At 67.4% G+C, this 18,328-nt stretch carries 15 protein-coding genes; 10 read left to right on the top strand and 5 right to left on the bottom strand.

The annotated features are described in order from the left end of the window. Positions 1 to 45: 45 nt before the first annotated feature. The gene (locus E3O22_RS01515) at positions 46 to 1,536 is read right to left on the bottom strand and encodes a helix-turn-helix transcriptional regulator (protein WP_134394864.1); all 1,491 of its coding nucleotides are present in this window, start codon (positions 1,534 to 1,536) and stop codon (positions 46 to 48) included. A gap of 186 nt (positions 1,537 to 1,722) precedes the next feature. On the opposite strand from E3O22_RS01515, the gene aceB reads away from it, so the two are divergent. Together aceB and E3O22_RS01505 are read left to right on the top strand one after the other, a co-directional pair. Then, the gene (aceB, locus tag E3O22_RS01510) at positions 1,723 to 3,405 is read left to right on the top strand and encodes a malate synthase A (protein ID WP_134394865.1); all 1,683 of its coding nucleotides are present in this window, start codon (positions 1,723 to 1,725) and stop codon (positions 3,403 to 3,405) included. A 109-nt stretch (positions 3,406 to 3,514) separates the two neighbouring features. Then, on the top strand, positions 3,515 to 4,060 hold the full coding sequence (locus E3O22_RS01505; RefSeq protein WP_134394866.1) for a GNAT family N-acetyltransferase: 546 nt from the start codon (positions 3,515 to 3,517) through the stop codon (positions 4,058 to 4,060). On the opposite strand, the gene E3O22_RS01500 is transcribed toward E3O22_RS01505, so the two are convergent. From E3O22_RS01500 to E3O22_RS01490, 3 genes are all read right to left on the bottom strand, one after another. After that, complete coding sequence (locus E3O22_RS01500) at positions 4,057 to 5,484, bottom strand: deoxyribodipyrimidine photo-lyase (protein ID WP_134394867.1); 1,428 nt, start codon at positions 5,482 to 5,484, stop codon at positions 4,057 to 4,059. The two genes, E3O22_RS01505 and E3O22_RS01500, sit on opposite strands and share 4 nt — an antisense overlap. Next, positions 5,481 to 6,512, bottom strand: a complete 1,032-nt coding sequence (locus E3O22_RS01495) for an NADP-dependent oxidoreductase (RefSeq protein ID WP_241976469.1) — start codon at positions 6,510 to 6,512, stop codon at positions 5,481 to 5,483. The genes E3O22_RS01500 and E3O22_RS01495 overlap by 4 nt, the downstream gene beginning before the upstream one ends. Before the next feature lie 407 nt (positions 6,513 to 6,919). Continuing rightward, positions 6,920 to 7,612, bottom strand: coding sequence for a YqaJ viral recombinase family protein (locus E3O22_RS01490; protein ID WP_134394868.1), 693 nt, complete (start codon positions 7,610 to 7,612; stop codon positions 6,920 to 6,922). A 160-nt stretch (positions 7,613 to 7,772) separates the two neighbouring features. Here E3O22_RS01490 and E3O22_RS01485 point away from each other — a divergent pair, with 160 nt between their 5' ends. The 4 genes from E3O22_RS01485 (at position 7,773) to rplL (ending at position 11,224) form a co-directional block, all read left to right on the top strand. Continuing rightward, positions 7,773 to 8,522 carry a response regulator transcription factor gene (locus E3O22_RS01485; RefSeq protein WP_134394869.1) on the top strand — a complete coding sequence of 250 codons (750 nt, stop codon included), beginning with the start codon at positions 7,773 to 7,775 and terminating at the stop codon, positions 8,520 to 8,522. Further along, positions 8,519 to 10,021, top strand: a complete 1,503-nt coding sequence (locus E3O22_RS01480) for a cell wall metabolism sensor histidine kinase WalK (RefSeq protein WP_134394870.1) — start codon at positions 8,519 to 8,521, stop codon at positions 10,019 to 10,021. Before E3O22_RS01485 ends, E3O22_RS01480 begins: the two co-directional genes overlap by 4 nt. A 251-nt stretch (positions 10,022 to 10,272) precedes the next feature. Then, positions 10,273 to 10,788, top strand: coding sequence for a 50S ribosomal protein L10 (gene rplJ / locus E3O22_RS01475; RefSeq protein ID WP_104100771.1), 516 nt, complete (start codon positions 10,273 to 10,275; stop codon positions 10,786 to 10,788). A 52-nt stretch (positions 10,789 to 10,840) separates the two neighbouring features. Next, positions 10,841 to 11,224 (top strand): 50S ribosomal protein L7/L12, encoded by a 384-nt coding sequence (rplL, locus tag E3O22_RS01470; protein ID WP_134394871.1) that lies wholly within the window; start codon positions 10,841 to 10,843, stop codon positions 11,222 to 11,224. Positions 11,225 to 11,358: 134 nt separating this feature from the next. Here rplL and E3O22_RS01465 read toward each other — a convergent pair whose 3' ends face one another. Beyond that, positions 11,359 to 12,393 (bottom strand): LacI family DNA-binding transcriptional regulator, encoded by a 1,035-nt coding sequence (locus E3O22_RS01465; RefSeq protein WP_134394872.1) that lies wholly within the window; start codon positions 12,391 to 12,393, stop codon positions 11,359 to 11,361. Positions 12,394 to 12,706: 313 nt separating this feature from the next. Here E3O22_RS01465 and E3O22_RS01460 point away from each other — a divergent pair, with 313 nt between their 5' ends. The 4 genes from E3O22_RS01460 (at position 12,707) to E3O22_RS01445 (ending at position 18,323) form a co-directional block, all read left to right on the top strand. Next, positions 12,707 to 14,023: an ABC transporter substrate-binding protein gene (locus E3O22_RS01460; RefSeq protein WP_134394873.1), complete on the top strand. Its 1,317-nt coding sequence runs from the start codon at positions 12,707 to 12,709 to the stop codon at positions 14,021 to 14,023. A 155-nt stretch (positions 14,024 to 14,178) separates the two neighbouring features. Continuing rightward, a complete protein-coding gene (locus E3O22_RS01455) occupies positions 14,179 to 15,312 on the top strand; it encodes a carbohydrate ABC transporter permease (protein WP_134394874.1) in 1,134 nt (377 codons plus the stop codon). After that, positions 15,309 to 16,283 (top strand): carbohydrate ABC transporter permease, encoded by a 975-nt coding sequence (locus tag E3O22_RS01450; RefSeq protein ID WP_134394875.1) that lies wholly within the window; start codon positions 15,309 to 15,311, stop codon positions 16,281 to 16,283. Before E3O22_RS01455 ends, E3O22_RS01450 begins: the two co-directional genes overlap by 4 nt. A 102-nt stretch (positions 16,284 to 16,385) precedes the next feature. After that, entirely contained in the window at positions 16,386 to 18,323 is a 1,938-nt protein-coding gene (locus E3O22_RS01445; RefSeq protein ID WP_134394876.1) for an ABC transporter ATP-binding protein, read from the top strand. Positions 18,324 to 18,328 lie beyond the last annotated feature (5 nt).

Below are 18,328 nucleotides of genomic sequence, written 5' to 3'. Positions count from 1 at the left end.
CATCATCTCAGGCGCGGCCCCGTCGGCCATGCGCCCGCCCCGCCCTCATCTCACCGGCGCGTGCGACTCCAGGAACTGGAACACCTCGGTCTGGTCGACGCCCGGGAAGGTTCCCGTGGGCAGGGCGGCGAGCAGGCTGGTGGGCGTGCGCGCGGCCGGCCAGGACTGCCCGGACCAGCGCTCCGAGAGCTCGTCCGGCGCGCGGCGGCAGCACGACTCGTCGGGGCAGGTGGACACGGCCCGGTTGGTGGTTTCGCGGCCGCGGAACCACTTCACGTGCGTGAACGGCACGCCCACGCTGACCGAGTAGTCACCCTCTTTGGCCTTCTCGATCCGCGAGGTGCACCAGAAGGTACCGCTCGGGGTGTCGGTGTACTGGTACCAGGGGCTGAACCGGTCGGCGACGTGGAAGACCGTGCGTGCGGTCCAGTTGCGGCAGACCGTCGAGCCCTCGACCGCGCCGAGCGCGTCACTCGGGAAGCGCACCGAATCGTTTTCGTACGCCTTGATCATGGTGCCGGACTCGTGCACCTTCATGAAGTGCACCGGGATGCCGAGCCGGGCGGTGGCGAGGTTCGTGAACCGGTGCGCCGCCGTCTCATAGGACACCGCGAAGGCGTCCCGCAGATCCTCCATCGAGATACGTCGCAGGGTCTTCGCCTCGGTAAGGAGTTTCACGGTGTCTTTTTCGGGCAGCAGGATGGCCGCGGTCAGATAGTTGGTCTCCACCCGCTGAGACAGAAATTCCGCATAGTTTCCGGGCTCCTCGTGTTCGCAGAGCAGGGTGGCGAACGCTTGCAGAATGGGGGAGCGGGAGTCGCGGGACGCCGACTGCTCGGTGGGCAGGTAGATGCGCCGGTTGCGCTTGTCCGTCACCGAGCGGGTCGAGTTCGGTAGGTCGCCCACGTAGTGCAGCGAGTAGCCGAGGTGGGTCGCCATATCGGCCACCACCTGGTGGGAAACCGGCCCTCCGGTGTGGCCGACCGCGGCGAGCAGGCGTTGCGCCTGAGCCTCGAGCTCGGGGAAGTAATTGTCCCGGGCCCGCATGGTGGCTCGCAGCTCCACGTTCGCTCGCCGGGCCTCCTCCGGGGTTGCCGCCCGCTCCCGGTGCAGGCGCAGGATCTCGTTGTGCAGGCTCAGCAGTGTCTGCAATGTTTCGTCGCTCGTTCCCCGGCCAACGCGGATATGCGGCAGTCCGAGGGCGGTGAAGACGGGGCCCCGCTGAGCCCGCTCGACGGCGATTTCCAGCGCCGCCCGCTCGGACGGGGCATCCGTTTTCAACAGATCGTCCACCGTGGTGCCGAGAGCGGTCGCGATGGTGCGCAGCATCGACAGGCGCGGCTCGCGCTTGCCGTTCTCGATCATCGACACCTGCGAGGGTGCCCGGTCGATGGCGGCCGCGAGTGTGTCCAGGGTCATCCGCCGGTTCGTGCGCAGTTCACGGATGCGCCGCCCCAGGGTGAGCGCATCGAGCCCTGCCTCCTCGGGAGGGGCCGCGGACAGGGAGGAGCGGAGGGCGGGATCGACGGTGACCATGCCCCATGCTCACACACTCCGGGGATAACTTCTCGTAGCCAGAAGAACTGCTGTTCTTCTGTTATGCCGGCAACGGCCTGACCGGGTCCCCTGGTCCACAGTGGGAATCAGGCAAGCAATGGCGCTCTCCCCAGGCGGCGCCAGTCACGCAGCACTCCCCGTTCAACTTCCGAAGGAGCTCAGCCCATGAACACCCCGCCCCTGGCGACATCCGACCAGGTCCAGGCCGCCAGTCTGACCACGAACACCGGCAGTTTCGCCACCATCGAACCGCACCTCGAGATCACCGGCGATCTCGGTCCGCGCTACGAGGAGATCCTCACGCCGGAGGCGCTGGTATTCCTGGCCGAGCTGCACGACCGGTTCGCCGGTACGCGGCAGGACCTGCTGGCGACGAGACTGCGCAAGCGCGTGGATGCCGCCAACGGGCGCGACCCGGGATTCCTCACCGAGACCGCGCACATCCGTCGTGACCTCACCTGGACGGTTGCCGGCGCGGGCCCCGGGCTGGTGGACCGCCGGGTGGAGATCACCGGGCCGACCGACCGCAAGATGGCCATCAACGCGCTGAACTCCGGCGCGAAGGTCTGGTTGGCCGACCAGGAAGACGCCACCAGCCCCACCTGGGCGAACGTCGTCGAGGGCCAGCTGACCCTGTTCGACCAAGTGCGCGGTCAGCTGAGCTTCACCAGCCCGGAGGGCAAGGAGTACGCCGTCACCGGCGACGCCACCGGCGCCACGCCCACCATCGTGATGCGCCCGCGCGGCTGGCAGCTGGTGGAGAAGAACCTGACGTTCGTCGACCGCGCGAACCGCCGCACGAACGCGTCCGGCAGCCTCGTCGACTTCGGGCTGTACTTCTTCCACAACGCGCAGCACCTGATCGCGGGCGGCAGCGGACCGTACTTCTACCTGCCGAAGCTCGAGAGCCACGTCGAGGCCCGTCTCTGGGACGACATCTTCAGTCACTCGGAGGACCGTCTCGGCATCGAGTACGGCGCCATCCGCGCCACCGTGCTGATCGAGACGATCCAGGCCGCGTTCGAGATGGAGGAGATCCTCTACGAGCTGCGTGACCATTGCGCCGGCCTGAACGCCGGGCGTTGGGACTACATCTTCAGCATCATCAAGACGTTTCGCACCCGCGGGAGCCGGTTCGTCTTCCCCGACCGCAAGCAGATCACGATGACCGTGCCCTTTATGCGCGCGTACACCGAGCTGCTGGTGTCGACCTGCCACCGGCGCGGGGCGTATGCCGTCGGCGGGATGAGCGCGTTCATCCCGAACCGGCGGGATCCGGAGGTCACCCGGCGTGCCCTGGAGGCGGTGGCCGCCGACAAGAAGCGCGAGGCCACCGACGGCTTCGACGGCACCTGGGTGGCGCACCCGGACCTCATCCCGACGGCGCAGGCCGAGTTCGACCAGGTGCTCGGCGACCAGCCGAACCAGCTGCACCGCACCCGCGCCGAGGTGAGCGTCACGGCCGCCCAGCTGCTCGACGTGGAGTCCGTCGGCGGGCAGATCACCGAGGCCGGCGTTCACGACAACCTCACGATCGGGTTGCGCTACATCGAGTCCTGGCTGCGCGGCGTCGGCGCGGCGGCCATCGACAACCTGATGGAGGACGCCGCGACCGCGGAGATCTCCCGCTCACAGCTCTGGCAGTGGATCCACCACAACGCGATCACCGCCGAGGGCATCCGGATCGACGAAACCTGGGTCGAGGAACAGCTCGTCGACGTGTACGAGGCACTCGAGCGCACGCCCGGAGACCGGTTCGACGACGCGCTCGAGGTGTTCCGGGCATGCGCGCTCGAGCCCGAGTTCCCGACGTTCCTGACCGTGGGAGCGTACGCCCGCTACCTGTAGCCCTTGGCCGCGAAAGCGCGCACTCAGCCCGTTCAGCACTACTGAGGGGGCATCGTGCGCGCTCTCGCGTGCAGTGGTGGGCTGGTGGGGGCGTCGATAAGCTGGATCGGTGATCGAGATTCGCACGGCGACGGCGACGGATGCCGCGGCGCTGGCCGAGCTGGCCGTCGCCACCTTCGCGCTCGCCTGCCCGCCACACACCTCGGCCGAGGCCATCGCCGCGTTCCTGCGTGACGTGCTCGCGGAGGGCAACTTCGACGCCTACCTGGCCGACCCGGACCGGCTGATTCTCGTGGCCGAAGTGGCCGGGGAGGCCGGGGAGGCCGGGGTCATGCTCGGCTACACGATGCTCGTATTCGCCGAGCCGGCCGATGACGATGCGCGGGCGGCGGCCACGATCCGACCCACGGCGGAACTGAGCAAGTGCTACCTGCGCGCCGAGACGCACGGCCGCGGGGTGGCGGCGGCCCTGATGAACGCGACCCTGGACGCCGCCCGGGCGCGGGGCGCGGCCGGCAGCTGGCTGGGCGTGAACCAGGAGAACGCTCGGGCCATTCGCTTCTACGAGAAGAACGGGTTCGTCACGGTCGGCGAGAAGCGCTTCCTGGTGGGCGAACGGTACGAGGACGACTTCGTGTTGGAGCGGGCGCTCTAACCGGTGCCCTCCGCCCCGGCCGCGCGGGCCGCGATCGACTGCTCCTTCATCCCCTTGATCTGTTCGTAGGCGGCGAGGGCCGCCCGTCTCGTCTCGCCGAGGTCGACGATCGGGGCCGGGTAGGCATCCGTGCCGTATTCCGGCACGTTCTGACGGATGTACTCCGCGTTTGGATCGAACTTCTTCGCCTGCAGCTCCGGGTTGAAGACCCGAAAAAAGGGGGCGGCGTCGGCGCCGGAACCGGCCACCCACTGCCAGCCGAACGGGTTGCTCGCGGCGTCGGCGTCGACGAGGGTGTCCCAGAACCACTGCTCTCCGAGCCGCCAGTCGATCAGCAGGTTCTTGATCAGGAACGATGCCGTCACCATGCGCACTCGATTGTGCATGCTGCCGGTGCGCCAGAGTTCTCGCATGCCGGCGTCGACGAGCGAGATCCCGGTGCGGCCGCGCTGCCAGGCTTCGAGCACGCGCTGGTCAAGTTTCGGCCAGGGGAAAGCGTCGAATTCGGGCCGCAGGTTGACGGTGGCGAGGGTGGGGTTGGTGAACAGCACGTGGTAGCTGAACTCCCGCCAGCCGATCTCGGTAAGGAATCGGGTCGCACTGGCCTGGGCGGGCCCGGTGAGGCCGATCCGGGCCCGCTCGGTCGCATGCCAGATCTGGAATGGACTGATCTCGCCCCAGCGCAAATGGGGCGAGAGTCGCGAGGTGACGGCCTGCGCCGGCTCGTCACGCTCGTCGCCGTATCGGCTGAGGGACTCGCTGAGGAAGATCTCGAGCAGGCGGTGAGCGGAGTCCTCGCCGGGCTGCCAAGTGGCCCGCAGCCCGGCCGCCCAGTCGGGCCGGGTCGGCAGGAGGCCCCAGTCGTCGAGTGCGTCGGAGGAGATCTCTCCGGGGAATCCGGGGATCGACTCGGGTGCGGGGTAGGGTGCGCGCGGCGGCGGGCCGGCCGTGCACGCCCGCCAGAAGGGGGTGAACACCGAGTAGGTGCCGCCCTGGCCGGTCTGGATCGTCCACGGCTCGAACAGGAGCGCGCCGGCAAAGCTGCGAGCCTCCGTTCCGGCCGCGGTGAGGCCCGACTTGATCCGGGTGTCCACCTCGCGCTCGGCGGCGCCGTAGCGGCGGTTCCAGAAGACGGCGTCGGCGCCGACGGATGCCGCGAGCGCCATGATCATGTCCTCGGCCGGCCCCCGGCGCAGCGTCAACCGGCCGCCGAGGCGTTCCAGCGAGTCGGCCAGTGAGGTGAGGCCTTCGTGAAGCCACCACCGGGCGGCGCCGCCGAGCGGCCGGATCCCGGCGGATTCCTCATCCAGCACGTACACCGTCACGATCGGCTTGCCGCGTTCGAGCGCGGCCTGCAGGGCCGGGTTGTCCGCGAGGCGCAGGTCGTCTCGGAACCAGACGAGGGACGGGCCGTCGCCGCTCACGAGCGCGGCCCGGCGGAGGCGGAGCCGGCAGAAGAGCCGGTCGGGTCATCCGTCACCCGCAGCACGATCTTGCCGCGGGTGTGCCCCTCCTCGATCAGGCGGTGCGCCGCCGCGCCGTCCGCGAGTGGGAACACCCGGTCCACGTGCACCCGAACGGCACCGTCGTCGATGAGTTCGGTGATGAAGTCGAGGGTGTGCCCGGAGGGCGCCACCTTGAAACCGGTCGCACGGATTCCTGCCGCCGCGGCCTCCGCCGCCATGGTCGGCCAGCTTCCGGTCGGCGCGTTCACCAGGATGCCGCCGGGGCGCAGCACGCCGAGCGACCGGGTGCCGGTGTCGTCGTGCACATTGCCGACCAGGTCGATCACCGCGTCCAGCCCGGAGAGCACATCCTCGAACCGGGTCTGGGTGTAATCGATGACCTCGTCGGCGCCGAGCTCGCGCAGGAAATCGAGGTTGCGGGTCGACCCGGTCGCGGTCACGTGGGCGCCGAAGGCCTTGGCGAACTGCACGGCGAAATGGCCGACCCCGCCGCTGCCGGCGTGGATCAGCATCCGTTGCCCGGGAGCCGCCGCGGCCAGGTCGACGACCATGCCCCACGCGGTGAGCGCCGCCACCGGTACGGCGGCCGCCTCGACGTGGCTGAGCCGCACGGGCTTGCGGGTGACGTTCAGGCTGGAGACGGTCACCAGCTCGGCGTAGCTGCCGGGGGTGCGGGGCACGCGGGCGATCCCGAAGACCGCGTCCCCGGGCTGCAACGGGAACGCCTCGTAGGGCGCGCTGACCACGACGCCGCTGAAATCGAGTCCGAGCACGGCCGGGTAGGCGGGGATGGCCTTGGTGACGCCGCCGCCGGCCCTGGTCTTGGCATCGATCGGGTTGAGTCCGGCGGCGACGACCCGCACCAGGAGTTCATCGAAAATCGCGATCGGGGCGTCCACCTCGGCCAGGTGCAGCTCGTCGGCCGGGCCGGGGCGGTCGATCACGAGGGCGCGCATGGTCGGTGAGTGATTAGTGGCGTTTCCCATCTGCCCATTCTCTCGTGGGTTGCACGTCGCCGGGGCACAACCGGAACAAACAGGCCCATCCCGGTGTGCCTCGAATTGGGGGTGCAGGAGGCCGAATCTGGTGGCGGGGAGGTCTGGCTGGAAGGGGGGCCGGGCGCATAGTCTGTCCACATAAAGGGGGACCGACCCCGGTGTGAGGAAGAGTCCCTGGTTTCCCGCATCCGGTCTCTCTTAGGTTCGGTCCGTACCCCCACCGAGCCAGTACTCAGCACTCCGCCCGGCTCTTCTGAAAAAGTCGTACCGCACCCGAAGCGGCGCGAACTTGCTCGATCAGTAGTGGCGTGACGCCGAGGGGAAAGCCGCCTGCGACACCCGGCACGCGGCTTTCCCGCGGGCATCCGCGCGCTGCGACACCGGTGAACGACCGGTCAGGCCTGCGCGGGCGGTGGACCCGAGGTGGTCTGCTGGTTGAGCAGGGCGATCAGGTTGTTGGCATACCCCACCAGGATCGCGATCTGGTCTTCGTCACGGTCGATCCACCGGCACTCGGGCTCGGCGTTCACGGGCACGAAGTCCTGGTGCTGCTCCCAGACGAGCAGGGTGCGCTCGGCGCCGAGCACGTACTGCTGCCACCACACCTGACGCAGGTACGAGCGCGGGATGCTGCGCCAGGCCTTGCTCGTCGTCTTGATCTCGGCCAGCTCAAGGCCGCCGGCTCCCTGGCCCGAACCGGTGCCGACGCCGTCGGGGGTGGCCAGGTGCCGCCGGTGGTGGGCCGCGTGGAACAGGGCCGTGCTGGGCTCGATGCCGTAGCGCCCGAGCACCCAGGCCGCGATCTCGGGCTCCCGGGCGCGCCCGTGTTCCGTGAAGCTGTTGCCGTTGAAGTTGCTGCCGTTGAGCTTGTCGTAGACCGCGGTCTGCAGCGATTTCGGGGTGGCGAGCTTGGCGACATCCGTGGCCGTGATCCCCTGGGCGCGGGCCCGCAGCCAGGTCACCCGGTCGGTGGAATCGGCAACGATGCGCCGGAGGTGCGCCGCGGCGACCAGGGGCGCCACCGGCCGGGCGGCGGCGGGCGACGGATGCACCTCCTCATCGAACAGGGAGAGCAGCTGGTTCGTCACTGTTCCATTGTGCCTGTTCGCCGGGCCTGCCCACGCCGGGCGGCATCAGCCGTCGCGCTCTGGCTGCGGGGCGACAGCGGACGGATGAAGGTTTCGCGTCACAGCAGACACCAAGACTGCGCATAGCCGATTCATAGCCAACACTCGGATACTGGTGATCATGAGCACGAGCGAGAACGAGCGAGCGGTCCGCGCACCGCGACTGACCAGGGCGGACGGCAGCGCCATCCGGGTGCTCGTGGTCGACGACGAACCCACGCTGACCGATCTGCTCCAGATGGCGCTGCGCTATGAGGGCTGGGAGGTGCGCACGGCCGGCGAGGGGCGTCAGGCGCTCACGATCGCCCGCGAATTCCGGCCGGATGCGATCGTGCTCGACGTCATGCTGCCCGACATCGACGGCCTGCAGGTGTTGCAGCGCATGCGGGCGACCGGCCACGAGACGCCCGTGCTCTTCCTCACGGCCAAGGACTCCCTCGACGACCGGCTCAAGGGCCTGACGGCCGGCGGCGACGACTACGTCACCAAACCGTTCAGCCTCGAAGAGGTCGTCGCCCGGCTCCGCGGGCTCATCCGCCGGTCCACCCTCACCGTGGCCGACTCTATGGATCCCCGCATTTCGGTCGGCGACCTCACCCTCGACGAGGACAGCTACGAGGTGTTTCGTGGGGGAGACGTGATTGAGCTGACCGCCACCGAATTCGAACTGCTGCGCTTCCTGATGCGCAACCCCCGGCGGGTGCTCAGTAAGGCCCAGATCCTCGACCGGGTGTGGAGCTATGACTTCGGCGGCAAATCCTCCGTCGTCGAGATCTACATCTCCTATTTGCGCAAGAAGGTCGATGCCGGCCGCGTGCCGATGATCCACACGGTGCGTGGCGCCGGCTATATGTTGAAGACCGCCTCGTGACCCCGAATTCTCCCCGCGAGCCGGGCGCTCGCCGGCCACGCGCGCCGTGGACCCTGCGCCGGCGGCTGGTGCTCGCCGTCGTCGGCCTCCTGGCCCTGGTCAGCATCGGTATCGGGATGGTCAGCGTCGCCATTCTCCGTGCCTCCCTGATCGACGGCCTCGACCAGCAGCTGCAAAGCGCGTCGGACCGTTCAGGCGCCGTGATCGACGTGCGTCGGGATGCGGACGACGAGGGCGGCAACGGGGCATTCATCACACCGACGGCGCAAATGATTCTGTCCGGTCCGGCCCAGCAGCCCGGAACACTGGCCCTGGTCTACGACGGCTCGACCGTCACGGCCGGCTACACGGAGGAGGAGAGCGGGGAGATCGCCAAGCTGACCGGTGAGCAGGTGCAGTTGCTGGCCGAACAGGTACGGGAATCGACCGCGGTGACGGTGCACCTCGGCGAAGACGCCGGCAGCTACCGGGTCAGGGCCGACACGAACGGTAACGGCACCCTCTACCTGGTGGGCCTGCCGCTCTCCGGGGTGCAGAACACGGTCACCCAGCTGGGCATCATCATCGCGGTGGTCTCCCTGGTCGGAATCCTCATCGTCGCGATTCTGGCCACCTGGATCGTGCGGCTCGCCCTGCGCCCTCTGGTGCGCGTGACCGAGACGGCGGCGCGGGTGTCCGAGCTCCCCCTGGACCGGGGGGAGGTCTCGCTCGTCGACCGGGTACCGGTCGCCGACACCGACCCCCGCACCGAGGTCGGCCGGGTGGGATCGGCGCTGAACCGCATGCTCGACCACGTCGACGTGGCGCTCGAGACCCGTCAGGCCAGCGAACGCAAGGTGCGCCAGTTCGTCGCCGACGCCAGCCACGAGCTGCGCACGCCACTGGCGTCGATCCGCGGCTACGCCGAACTCACCCGCCGCTCCGACCAGGAACTGCCGCCGGACGCGCTGCATTCCCTGGGGCGGATCGAGTCGGAGTCGGTGCGGATGACCGGCCTGGTCGAAGACCTGCTGCTCCTCGCCCGTCTCGACGAGGGCCGGGAGCTGGTCAGCGGCCCGGTAGACCTGACCAGCCTGCTCGTGGACGTCGTCAGTGACGCCCACGCCGCCGGCCCGGGACGTGTGCTGGGCCTGGAGTTGCCCGACGAGCCGGTGGAAATCGTCGGTGATGCCGCGCGGCTGCACCAGGTGTTCGCCAACCTGCTCGCCAACGCGCGCATCCACACGCCCCCCGAGACCACGGTCGACGTGGCCCTCGCTCGCCAGAACGACCGCGTCATCGTGACGGTGACGGATGACGGCCCCGGCATCCCCGAGAACCTCCGGTCCACACTGTTCGAGCGTTTCGCCCGCGGCGACAGCACGCGCTACCGGGGAACAGGCAGCACGGGCCTCGGCCTGGCCATCGTCCACGCGGTCGTGGCCGCGCACCAGGGCGAGATCGAGGTCGAGAGCCGCCCGCGCTTCACCTGCTTCCGCGTCACCCTTCCCCTCTCCTGAGCTGAGGGGCAACGGATGCCGATTTGCACCGGCCTCCTCCATCCCGTATCGTGGGCGACAGCCAAAGACCGCCGGTTATTGCCGTGTAGAAATGCACAGGCAATCGAAGGTTCATTCACGTGAACGGCCCGCGCAGGATTCGAAGTCAGACTGCATTCCTCCGGAATGCGCTCCCAGCTCCGGCGCCTGCGTCGGAGCTTTTTTCATGTCTGCTCCCCGGGCTACCGGCACATGAAACCAAGAGGAGCGCCATGGCGAACAAGGAAGCAACGGTCGCCGAGCTTACGGAGAAATTCCAGAGCTCGACCGCCGTTCTGCTCACCGAGTACCGCGGTCTCACTGTTGCGCAGCTCAAGTCGCTGCGCGTTTCCATCAGTGCGGACGCCACGTACGCCGTGGTGAAGAACACGCTGACCAAGATTGCGGCGAACAACGCCGGCATCACGTCGTTTGACGACGAGCTTGTCGGTCCGTCCGCAATCGCATTCGTTCACGGAGACCCTGTCGCCGTTGCGAAGACCCTGCGTGCCTTCACCAAGGCAAACCCTCTCCTGGTAGTGAAGGGTGGTTACTTCGACGGTAACCCGCTCACCGCCGCAGAGGTAGGCAAGCTCGCCGACCTCGAGTCCCGCGAAGTGCTGCTGGCCAAGCTGGCCGGCGCATTCAAGGCCTCGCTGTTCGGAGCCGCATATCTGTTCAACGCACCGCTGTCGAAGGCTGTTCGCACCATCGACGCGCTGCGTGAGAAGCAGGAGTCCGCGAACTAGGCATCTGCCTGGCATCGCGGTGAGTAACTAAGAAACTATAGGGAGAAAAATCATGGCAAAGCTTTCCACCGAGGAATTGCTCGAACAGTTCAAGGGCCTCACCCTCATCGAACTCTCCGAGTTCGTCAAGGCGTTCGAGGAGACCTTCGAGGTCACCGCCGCTGCACCGGTCGCCGCTGCCGGCGCTGCCGGTCCCGCCGCCCCCGCTGAAGAGGTCGAAGAGCAGTCCGCTTTCGACGTCATCCTCGAGGCTGTCGGCGACAAGAAGATCCAGGTCATCAAGGTTGTGCGCGAGCTCACCAGCCTGGGCCTCGGCGAGGCCAAGGCCGTCGTCGATGGCGCGCCGAAGGCCGTCCTCGAAGGCGTTTCCAAGGAAGCCGCTGAAAAGGGCAAGGCTGCTCTCGAAGCTGCCGGCGCCACCGCCGTCCTCAAGTAGTCGGGGCCCCGCGAGGGGTTCTCTACTTCTCGTAGAGGCGTGACGGCGCAAGCCGTGCTCACACAGAAGGCGTCGCATCCATCGGATGCGGCGCCTTTTGTCGTTCTGCCCGTTCCGTCAGGCCCGACGCACGGTCAGGCCCCGTGGGTGAGCCGTGGGCCGCTGGTGCTCGAGCGGATGACCAGGTTCGTGGGCAGCCGGGTCAGGTGATCCTCGTCGCCGTGCTGAGTGGGGTTCTCCAATTCCGCCAGGAGGGCCTGCACCGCGAGCCGGCCCTGTGTGCGCGGGTGCTGCTCGAGGGTGGTCAGACGGAACATATCGGCATACGGATGTCCGTCGATCCCGATCACGGACAGGTCGGCCGGCACCTGGATGCCCAGTTCCCTGGCGGCGATGATCAAACCGATCGCGATCTCGTCGCTCGCGGCGAAGACCGCGGTGGGGCGGGTGCGCGGGTCGCCGAACACGGCGAGGCCCACGTCGTAGCCGCCCGGCATCGTGAACTCGCAGGCGTAGAACAGGCCCGAGCGTTCGGTGGGTAGGCCGGCGGCGCTCATGGCGGCGTAGAAACCGGTGAGCCGGTTGCTGTGCACCTGGAAGTCCATCTCGTCTTCTTTGCTGCCGCCGATGTGCACGATGTCCGTGTGCCCCAGGCTGAGCAGGTGCTCGGTGGCGAGCCGGGCCGCGGCAACGTCGTCGATGGCGATCGTGTCCACGCCGCGGATCGGTCCGCCGATTCCAACCAGCGGGCGGCCCAGGCGGTGCAGCAGGGTGACCTCCTCATCGCTGAGCGCCACACCGACCGAGATGACTCCGTCGAAGCGTTTGCGCGCGAGGAAGTACTCGAAGACCCGCTCCCGTTCGGGTGAGGGTGCCGGCAGGTTGTAGAGGGTCATGTCGTATCCCTCGTCCAGCAGCGCCTGTTCCATGCTTTCCAGAACCTCGGAGAAAAACCAGCGGCTGATGAACGGGATGATCACGCCGATGCTCTTGGTTCGGCCGGTGACGAGGCTGGCCGCGTTGGGTGACGCGACGTAACCGATCTCCCTGGCTGCGGCGATGACCTTGATCCGGGTCTGCTCCGATACATAGCCACGACCGCTCAGGGCACGGGAGGCTGTGGCCTTCGCGACGCCGGCGAGGCGTGCGACATCCGCAATTGCGCTCATTCCAGCCTCCGCCCTTGGACCCGTTTCCAACACTGTACAGCTCTGGCAGGCCCGCTGGAACCGGTTCCACTATATGCGCCGGAATGCGACACGTCCCGGCGAACGAACTTTCGAAGGTTACGTGGCGGGAGTGCGATCTTTGCCATTCCGTGACAAATTTGACCTTGCGATTCGGCCCGGCGTACCGTAACTTGTGGTGTGGAACCGGTTCCTTATCTGATCGTTTTCGGCACACAAGCTGTTCCTGCAGCACCTGGGTGTTTGTCCGGGGATATCCCCGGCGCATCTTCATCAAACTCAACGAGGAGGAAAAATGCGGTCATTCCACCGCCGAATCACAGCACCCATCGCCATTGCGGCGATCGCCGGTCTGACCCTGGCCGGCTGTTCCGGTGGCCCCGGCAGCACGAACACCGACTCCGGAGCTGAAGGCGACGGCGTCGTCTCCGTCTACGGCACCATCGGTGACACCGAGGCCAAGCTCCTCGAGGAGTCCTGGGCTGCCTGGGAAGAAGAGAACAACATCGACATCCAGTACGAGGCGTCGAAGGAGTTCGAGGCCCAGATCGCCATCCGCGCCCAGGGTGGCAGTGCTCCCGACATCGCGATCTTCCCGCAGCCCGGCCTGATGGCCGACCTTGCCAGCCGCGACTTCCTCAAGCCCGCCCCGAAGGCCGTCGAAGACAACGTCGACGAGTTCTGGTCCAAGGACTGGAAGGCCTACGGCACCGTCGGGGACACGTTCTACGGCGCGCCACTGATGGCCAGCGTCAAGGGCTTCATCTGGTACTCCCCGGCTAAGTTCACCGAGTGGGGTGTCGAAGTTCCCGAGACCTGGGACGAACTCCTCGCCGTGACGAAGACCATCCAGGAGAAGACCGGCAGCGCGCCGTGGTGCGCCGGATTCGGCTCGGGCGACGCCACCGGCTGGCCGGGCACGGACTGGGTCGAAGACCTCGTCCTGCGTCAGGCCGGAGCGGAGACCTACGACAAGTGGGTTGCCAACGAGATCCCGTTCACGGACCCCGCAATCAAGGCCGCCTTCGACTCCGTCGGAGAAATCCTGCTGAACCCGGCCAACGTCAACGCCACGTTCGGTGACGTCCGCTCGATCAACAGCACCCCGTTCGGTGACGTGGCCACGCCGCTCGCCGCCGGAACCTGCGCGCTGCACCACCAGGCATCCTTCTTCGACGGCTTCATCACGGATGCCGGCGGAGAGGTCGGTCCCGACGGTGACGTCTGGGCCTTCATCACCCCGGCCGAAGAGGCCGGCAGCCAGGCCGTGACCGGTGGTGGCGAGATCGTCGCCGCATTCGCGGATGATGCCGACACCCAGGCCGTTCAGACGTACCTCTCCAGCGACGACTGGGCGAACAGCCGGGTGAGCCTTGGTGGAGTCATCAGCGCCAACTCGGGTCTGGACCCGGCCAACGCGAAGAGCCCCATCCTGCAGGAAGCCATCAAGATCCTTCAGGACCCGGAGACCACCTTCCGCTTTGACGCCTCCGACCTGATGCCCGGCTCCGTGGGCGCCGGCACCTTCTGGAAGGGAATGGTCAACTGGATCAACGGAGCCCCGACCGACGAGGTGCTCACCAGCATCGAAGCCGGCTGGCCCTCCAGCTAGTTCGATTCGGAACCAGCCCAACTAACAGCACCACAACCGTGCGGGTCGTCCTTCTGAAAAGGGGCGACCCGCACCCCCCTGCTGGTGTACCGTGGCGGTAGTTTTCCGCCCCACCAGCAAACTGTGAGCCCGCAGTCGTACTCGAGAGGTTTCATATGTCGGCGTTCCTTGCCTGGCTGGCTGACTTGCCGCCCCTGGTCCAAGTCCCCATCATCATCCTCGCGTTCGTCGCCCTGGTGGCCGCGATCCTGTTCTTCGTCGAGATAGCCCCGCGCAAGGGCACCGGCTTCACCGTCATCCGTCTCGCCGTCTGCGTCGCCGCACCGCTGCTCATCCTGCTCGCCGCGGGATCGTACTGGTGGGCCATCGCCGCGGCCGCCGTTCTCGGCGGAGTCTTCTTCATCGTCGACTACCGTTCACGCTCCGGCGCCGGCTACCTCTTCCAGCTCTTCGGCTTCCTCGCACCGGCCATCCTGCTCCTCATCGTCGGACTCATCATCCCGACCATCCAGACCACGGTGCAGGCGTTCATGAACTCCCGCGGAACCGAGTTCATCGGCCTCGACAACTTCGTCTGGGTGTTCACCCAGCCGGAGGCCATCCGCACGGTGCTCAACACGATCGTCTGGGTGCTCATCACTCCGCTCGTGTCCACGGTCGCCGGCCTGGCCTACGCGGTATTCATCGACAAGAGCCGCGGCGAAAAGTACTTCAAGATCATGGTCTTCATGCCCATGGCCATCTCTTTCGTCGGGGCGTCCATCATCTGGCGCTTCGTGTACACGGCCCGGCCGGCCGACCAGAACCAGATCGGCCTGCTCAACCAGGTTGTGGTGTGGTTCGGCGGCCAGCCCGTCGACTTCCTCGCCAACGCACCCTGGAACACGGTCTTCCTGATCGTCGTGCTGATCTGGGTGCAGACCGGATTCGCCATGGTCGTGCTCTCCGCCGCCATCAAGGGTGTGCCTGCCGAGCAGATGGAGGCCGCCGAACTCGACGGCACCAACGCCTGGCAGAAGTTCACCAACGTCACGGTGCCCGGCATCCGCGGCGCCCTCGTCGTCGTGTTGACGACGATCTCCATTGCCTCCCTCAAGGTCTTCGACATCGTCCGGACCATGACCGCAGGCGCCAACGACACCAGCGTCATCGCGAACGAGATGTACACGCAGTTCAAGAACTTCGAGCAGGGCCGGTCCGCCGCCTTCGCCGTGATCCTGTTCCTGCTCGTGCTCCCGATCGTCGTCTACAACGCCCGCCAGATTCAGAAGCAGAGGGAAATCCGATGAGCGCGATTCTTCCGGTTGAGCTCCCCGTCGACACGAACACCAAGAGCCAAATTCGCCGAGGCGAGCGCCGCCAGGAGTTCGCGGCGGCCAAGCGCACCAAGAAGCGGTTGACCAGCCGGGGCGCCACGATCGCGGCGCTCGTGATCGCCGTGCTCTGGACCGTTCCGACCTTCGGGCTCTTCGTCTCCTCCTTCCGCCCGGCGCAGGAGGTGCGCACCACCGGCTGGTGGACGCTCTTCTCGAACTGGGGTCTGACCCTCGACAACTACAGCGATGTGCTCCAGGCCGGCAACAGTCAGCTGAATCTGGCCGGTGCGTTCATCAACTCGATCGCGATCACCCTGCCGGCCACACTGCTGCCGCTGATCATCGCCAGCCTCGCCGCCTACGCATTCGCCTGGATCGACTTCCGCGGCAAGAACGTGCTGTTCATCGCGGTGTTCGCGCTGCAGATCGTTCCGCTGCAGATGGCCCTCGTGCCGCTCCTGCAGTTCTTCTCGCGGGGTGAGGTCTTCGGCTTCCCGGTGGTCTCCTCGATCAGCGACGCCGGCGGCTACTCGCAGGTGTGGATCGCGCACACGATGTTCGCCCTGCCGCTGGCCATCTACCTGCTGCACAACTTCGTATCGGAGATTCCTGCCGACGTCATCGAGGCGGCGCGGGTGGACGGCGCCGGTCACGGGCAGATTTTCTTCCGCATCGTGCTGCCGCTGACCATGCCAGCGATCGCATCCTTCGCCATTTTCCAGTTCCTCTGGGTCTGGAACGACCTGCTCGTGGCGCTGATCTTCGCGGACGGTGCGGTGGCCCCGATGACCAAGCTGCTGGCCGAGATCACCGGTACCCGAGGCCAGGACTGGCACCTTCTCACGGCCGGCGCGTTCATCTCGATCCTGGTCCCGCTGATCGTGTTCTTCTCCCTGCAGCGCTACTTCGTGCGCGGCCTGTTGGCCGGTTCGACGAAGGGCTAGCCGCATCAGCAACTGTGCCCGTTCCGCCGCTGGCGCCCACCCGGGCCGTTGCCGTCCGGAACGGGCACATTTGTGTGCCGCGCGGGAGTTTAGAGTGAATTCATGAGTGGAATGCACGGTGGCGGCGGTCGACGGGGGCGGGTCAGCGGCGCGGATGTCGTGGCTCAGCGGGCCGAGAACGCCGAGGCCCCGCGCATCCCGAATCTGCTGCGCCGGATCATCGGCCTGTTCGCGCCGCACCGCGCGAAGCTCACGGTCACCGTGGTTCTCGTGTTCATCAGCGCGGCGCTCTCCGTCGTGCCGCCCCTGCTCGTGCAGCGGGCCTTCGACGAGGGGCTCTTCCCGCCCGGCGGCAGCCCGGACGTGCAGCGTCTCGCCGTGCTCGTGGGGGTGATGATCGCCATCTACCTGGGGACGCAGTTGCTCGGTGTCTGGCAGACCTGGCTCACCGCCACGGTCGGCAACTCGGTGATGGGTGCCCTCCGGGTGCGCCTGTTCACCCACTTGCAGGCGATGGAGCTGAGCTTCTTCACGCGAACGAAGACGGGCGTCATCCAATCCAGGCTGCAGAACGATGTCGGCGGCGTCGCGAGCGTGCTCACCAACACCATCTCCAGTCTGCTCGGCAACGCCGTGACTGTGATCGCGGCGCTCGTCGCGATGCTCCTGCTGAGCTGGCAGCTGGCGATCGTCGCCATCATTCTGATGCCCGTGCTCGTCTTTGCCCAGCGCCGGGTCGGCCAGGTGCGGGCCCGCATCGCGTCCAGGACGCAGGAGTCGCTCTCGGATATGACGGCGATCACGCAGGAGACGCTGAGCGTGTCCGGCATTCTCCTCTCGAAAAGCTTCACCCGCCAGAAGACCGAGATCCATCGGTATGCCGACGAAAACGCCAACCAGGTCACGTTGCAGATCAGCCAGCAGATGAGCGGACAATGGTTTTTCGCCATGGTGAGCATCTTCCTCTCCAGCATCCCGGCGATCGTCTACCTCGTGGCCGGTCTGCTGATGGGCAGCGGAACGACCGACATCACGGCGGGCACGATCGTGGCCTTCACGACCGTGCAGTCACGGCTGCTGTTCCCGCTGCTCGGCCTGATGCGCGTCGCCCTCGACCTGCAGACCTCGAGCGCCCTGTTCGCCCGCATCTTCCAGTACCTCGACCTCCGGCCCGCGATCCGCGACGCCCCCGACGCCGCTCCCGTGCCGGCCCGCGGCGAGGCCGTCGGCCGGGTCGCCTTCGACGGGGTCACCTTCGCCTACCCGGATGCCGGCGCGGAATCGCGCCCCACCCTGGACGACGTCTCCTTCACGATCGAGCCCGGCCAGTTCGCGGCTTTCGTCGGCCCGTCCGGGGCAGGCAAGACCACCGTGTCCTATCTGATCCCGCGCTTCTACGAGGCCTCGGCCGGGCGGGTACTCTTCTCCGGCGTCGACGTGCAGGGCCTCCAGCAGCAGTCCCTCGTCTCCCACATCGGCATCGTCAGCCAGGAGACCTACCTCTTCCACGCGACCATCGCCGAGAACCTCCGCTACGCGAAACCGGACGCGACGGATGCCGAGCTCGAGGCCGCCGCCCGATCGGCGAGCATCCACGACACGATCGCATCCTTCCCCGCCGGCTACGACACCCTGGTGGGGGAGCGCGGCTACCGGCTCTCCGGCGGCGAGAAGCAGCGCATCGCCATCGCGCGGGTGCTGCTCAAAGACCCCGAGGTGCTGATCCTCGACGAGGCCACCAGCGCCCTCGACGCCATCTCCGAGCGCGTCGTTCAGGCCGCCCTGGACACCGCCTCCCGCGGGCGCACGACAATCGCCATCGCGCACCGGCTGTCGACCATCGTGTCCGCCGACGTCATCTTCGTCGTCGACGCCGGCCGGATCGTAGAGAGGGGCACCCACGCCGAACTGCTCGCCGACGACGGCGTCTACGCGCGGCTGTACTCGAAGCAGGTCACGTCGCCGGTGCCCACGCCGCCCACGCCGTCCACGCCGATAGAGTTGACACGGCTCGAATCCGTGACGAAGAACCCTCGATGAAGGAC

This window comes from Cryobacterium sp. TMT2-18-2, from assembly GCF_004402245.1.
GTDB classification, from domain to species: domain Bacteria; phylum Actinomycetota; class Actinomycetes; order Actinomycetales; family Microbacteriaceae; genus Cryobacterium; species Cryobacterium sandaracinum.
Note: the sequence above shows the minus strand (reverse complement) of the source record. Positions and strands in the feature narration are given on the sequence as shown.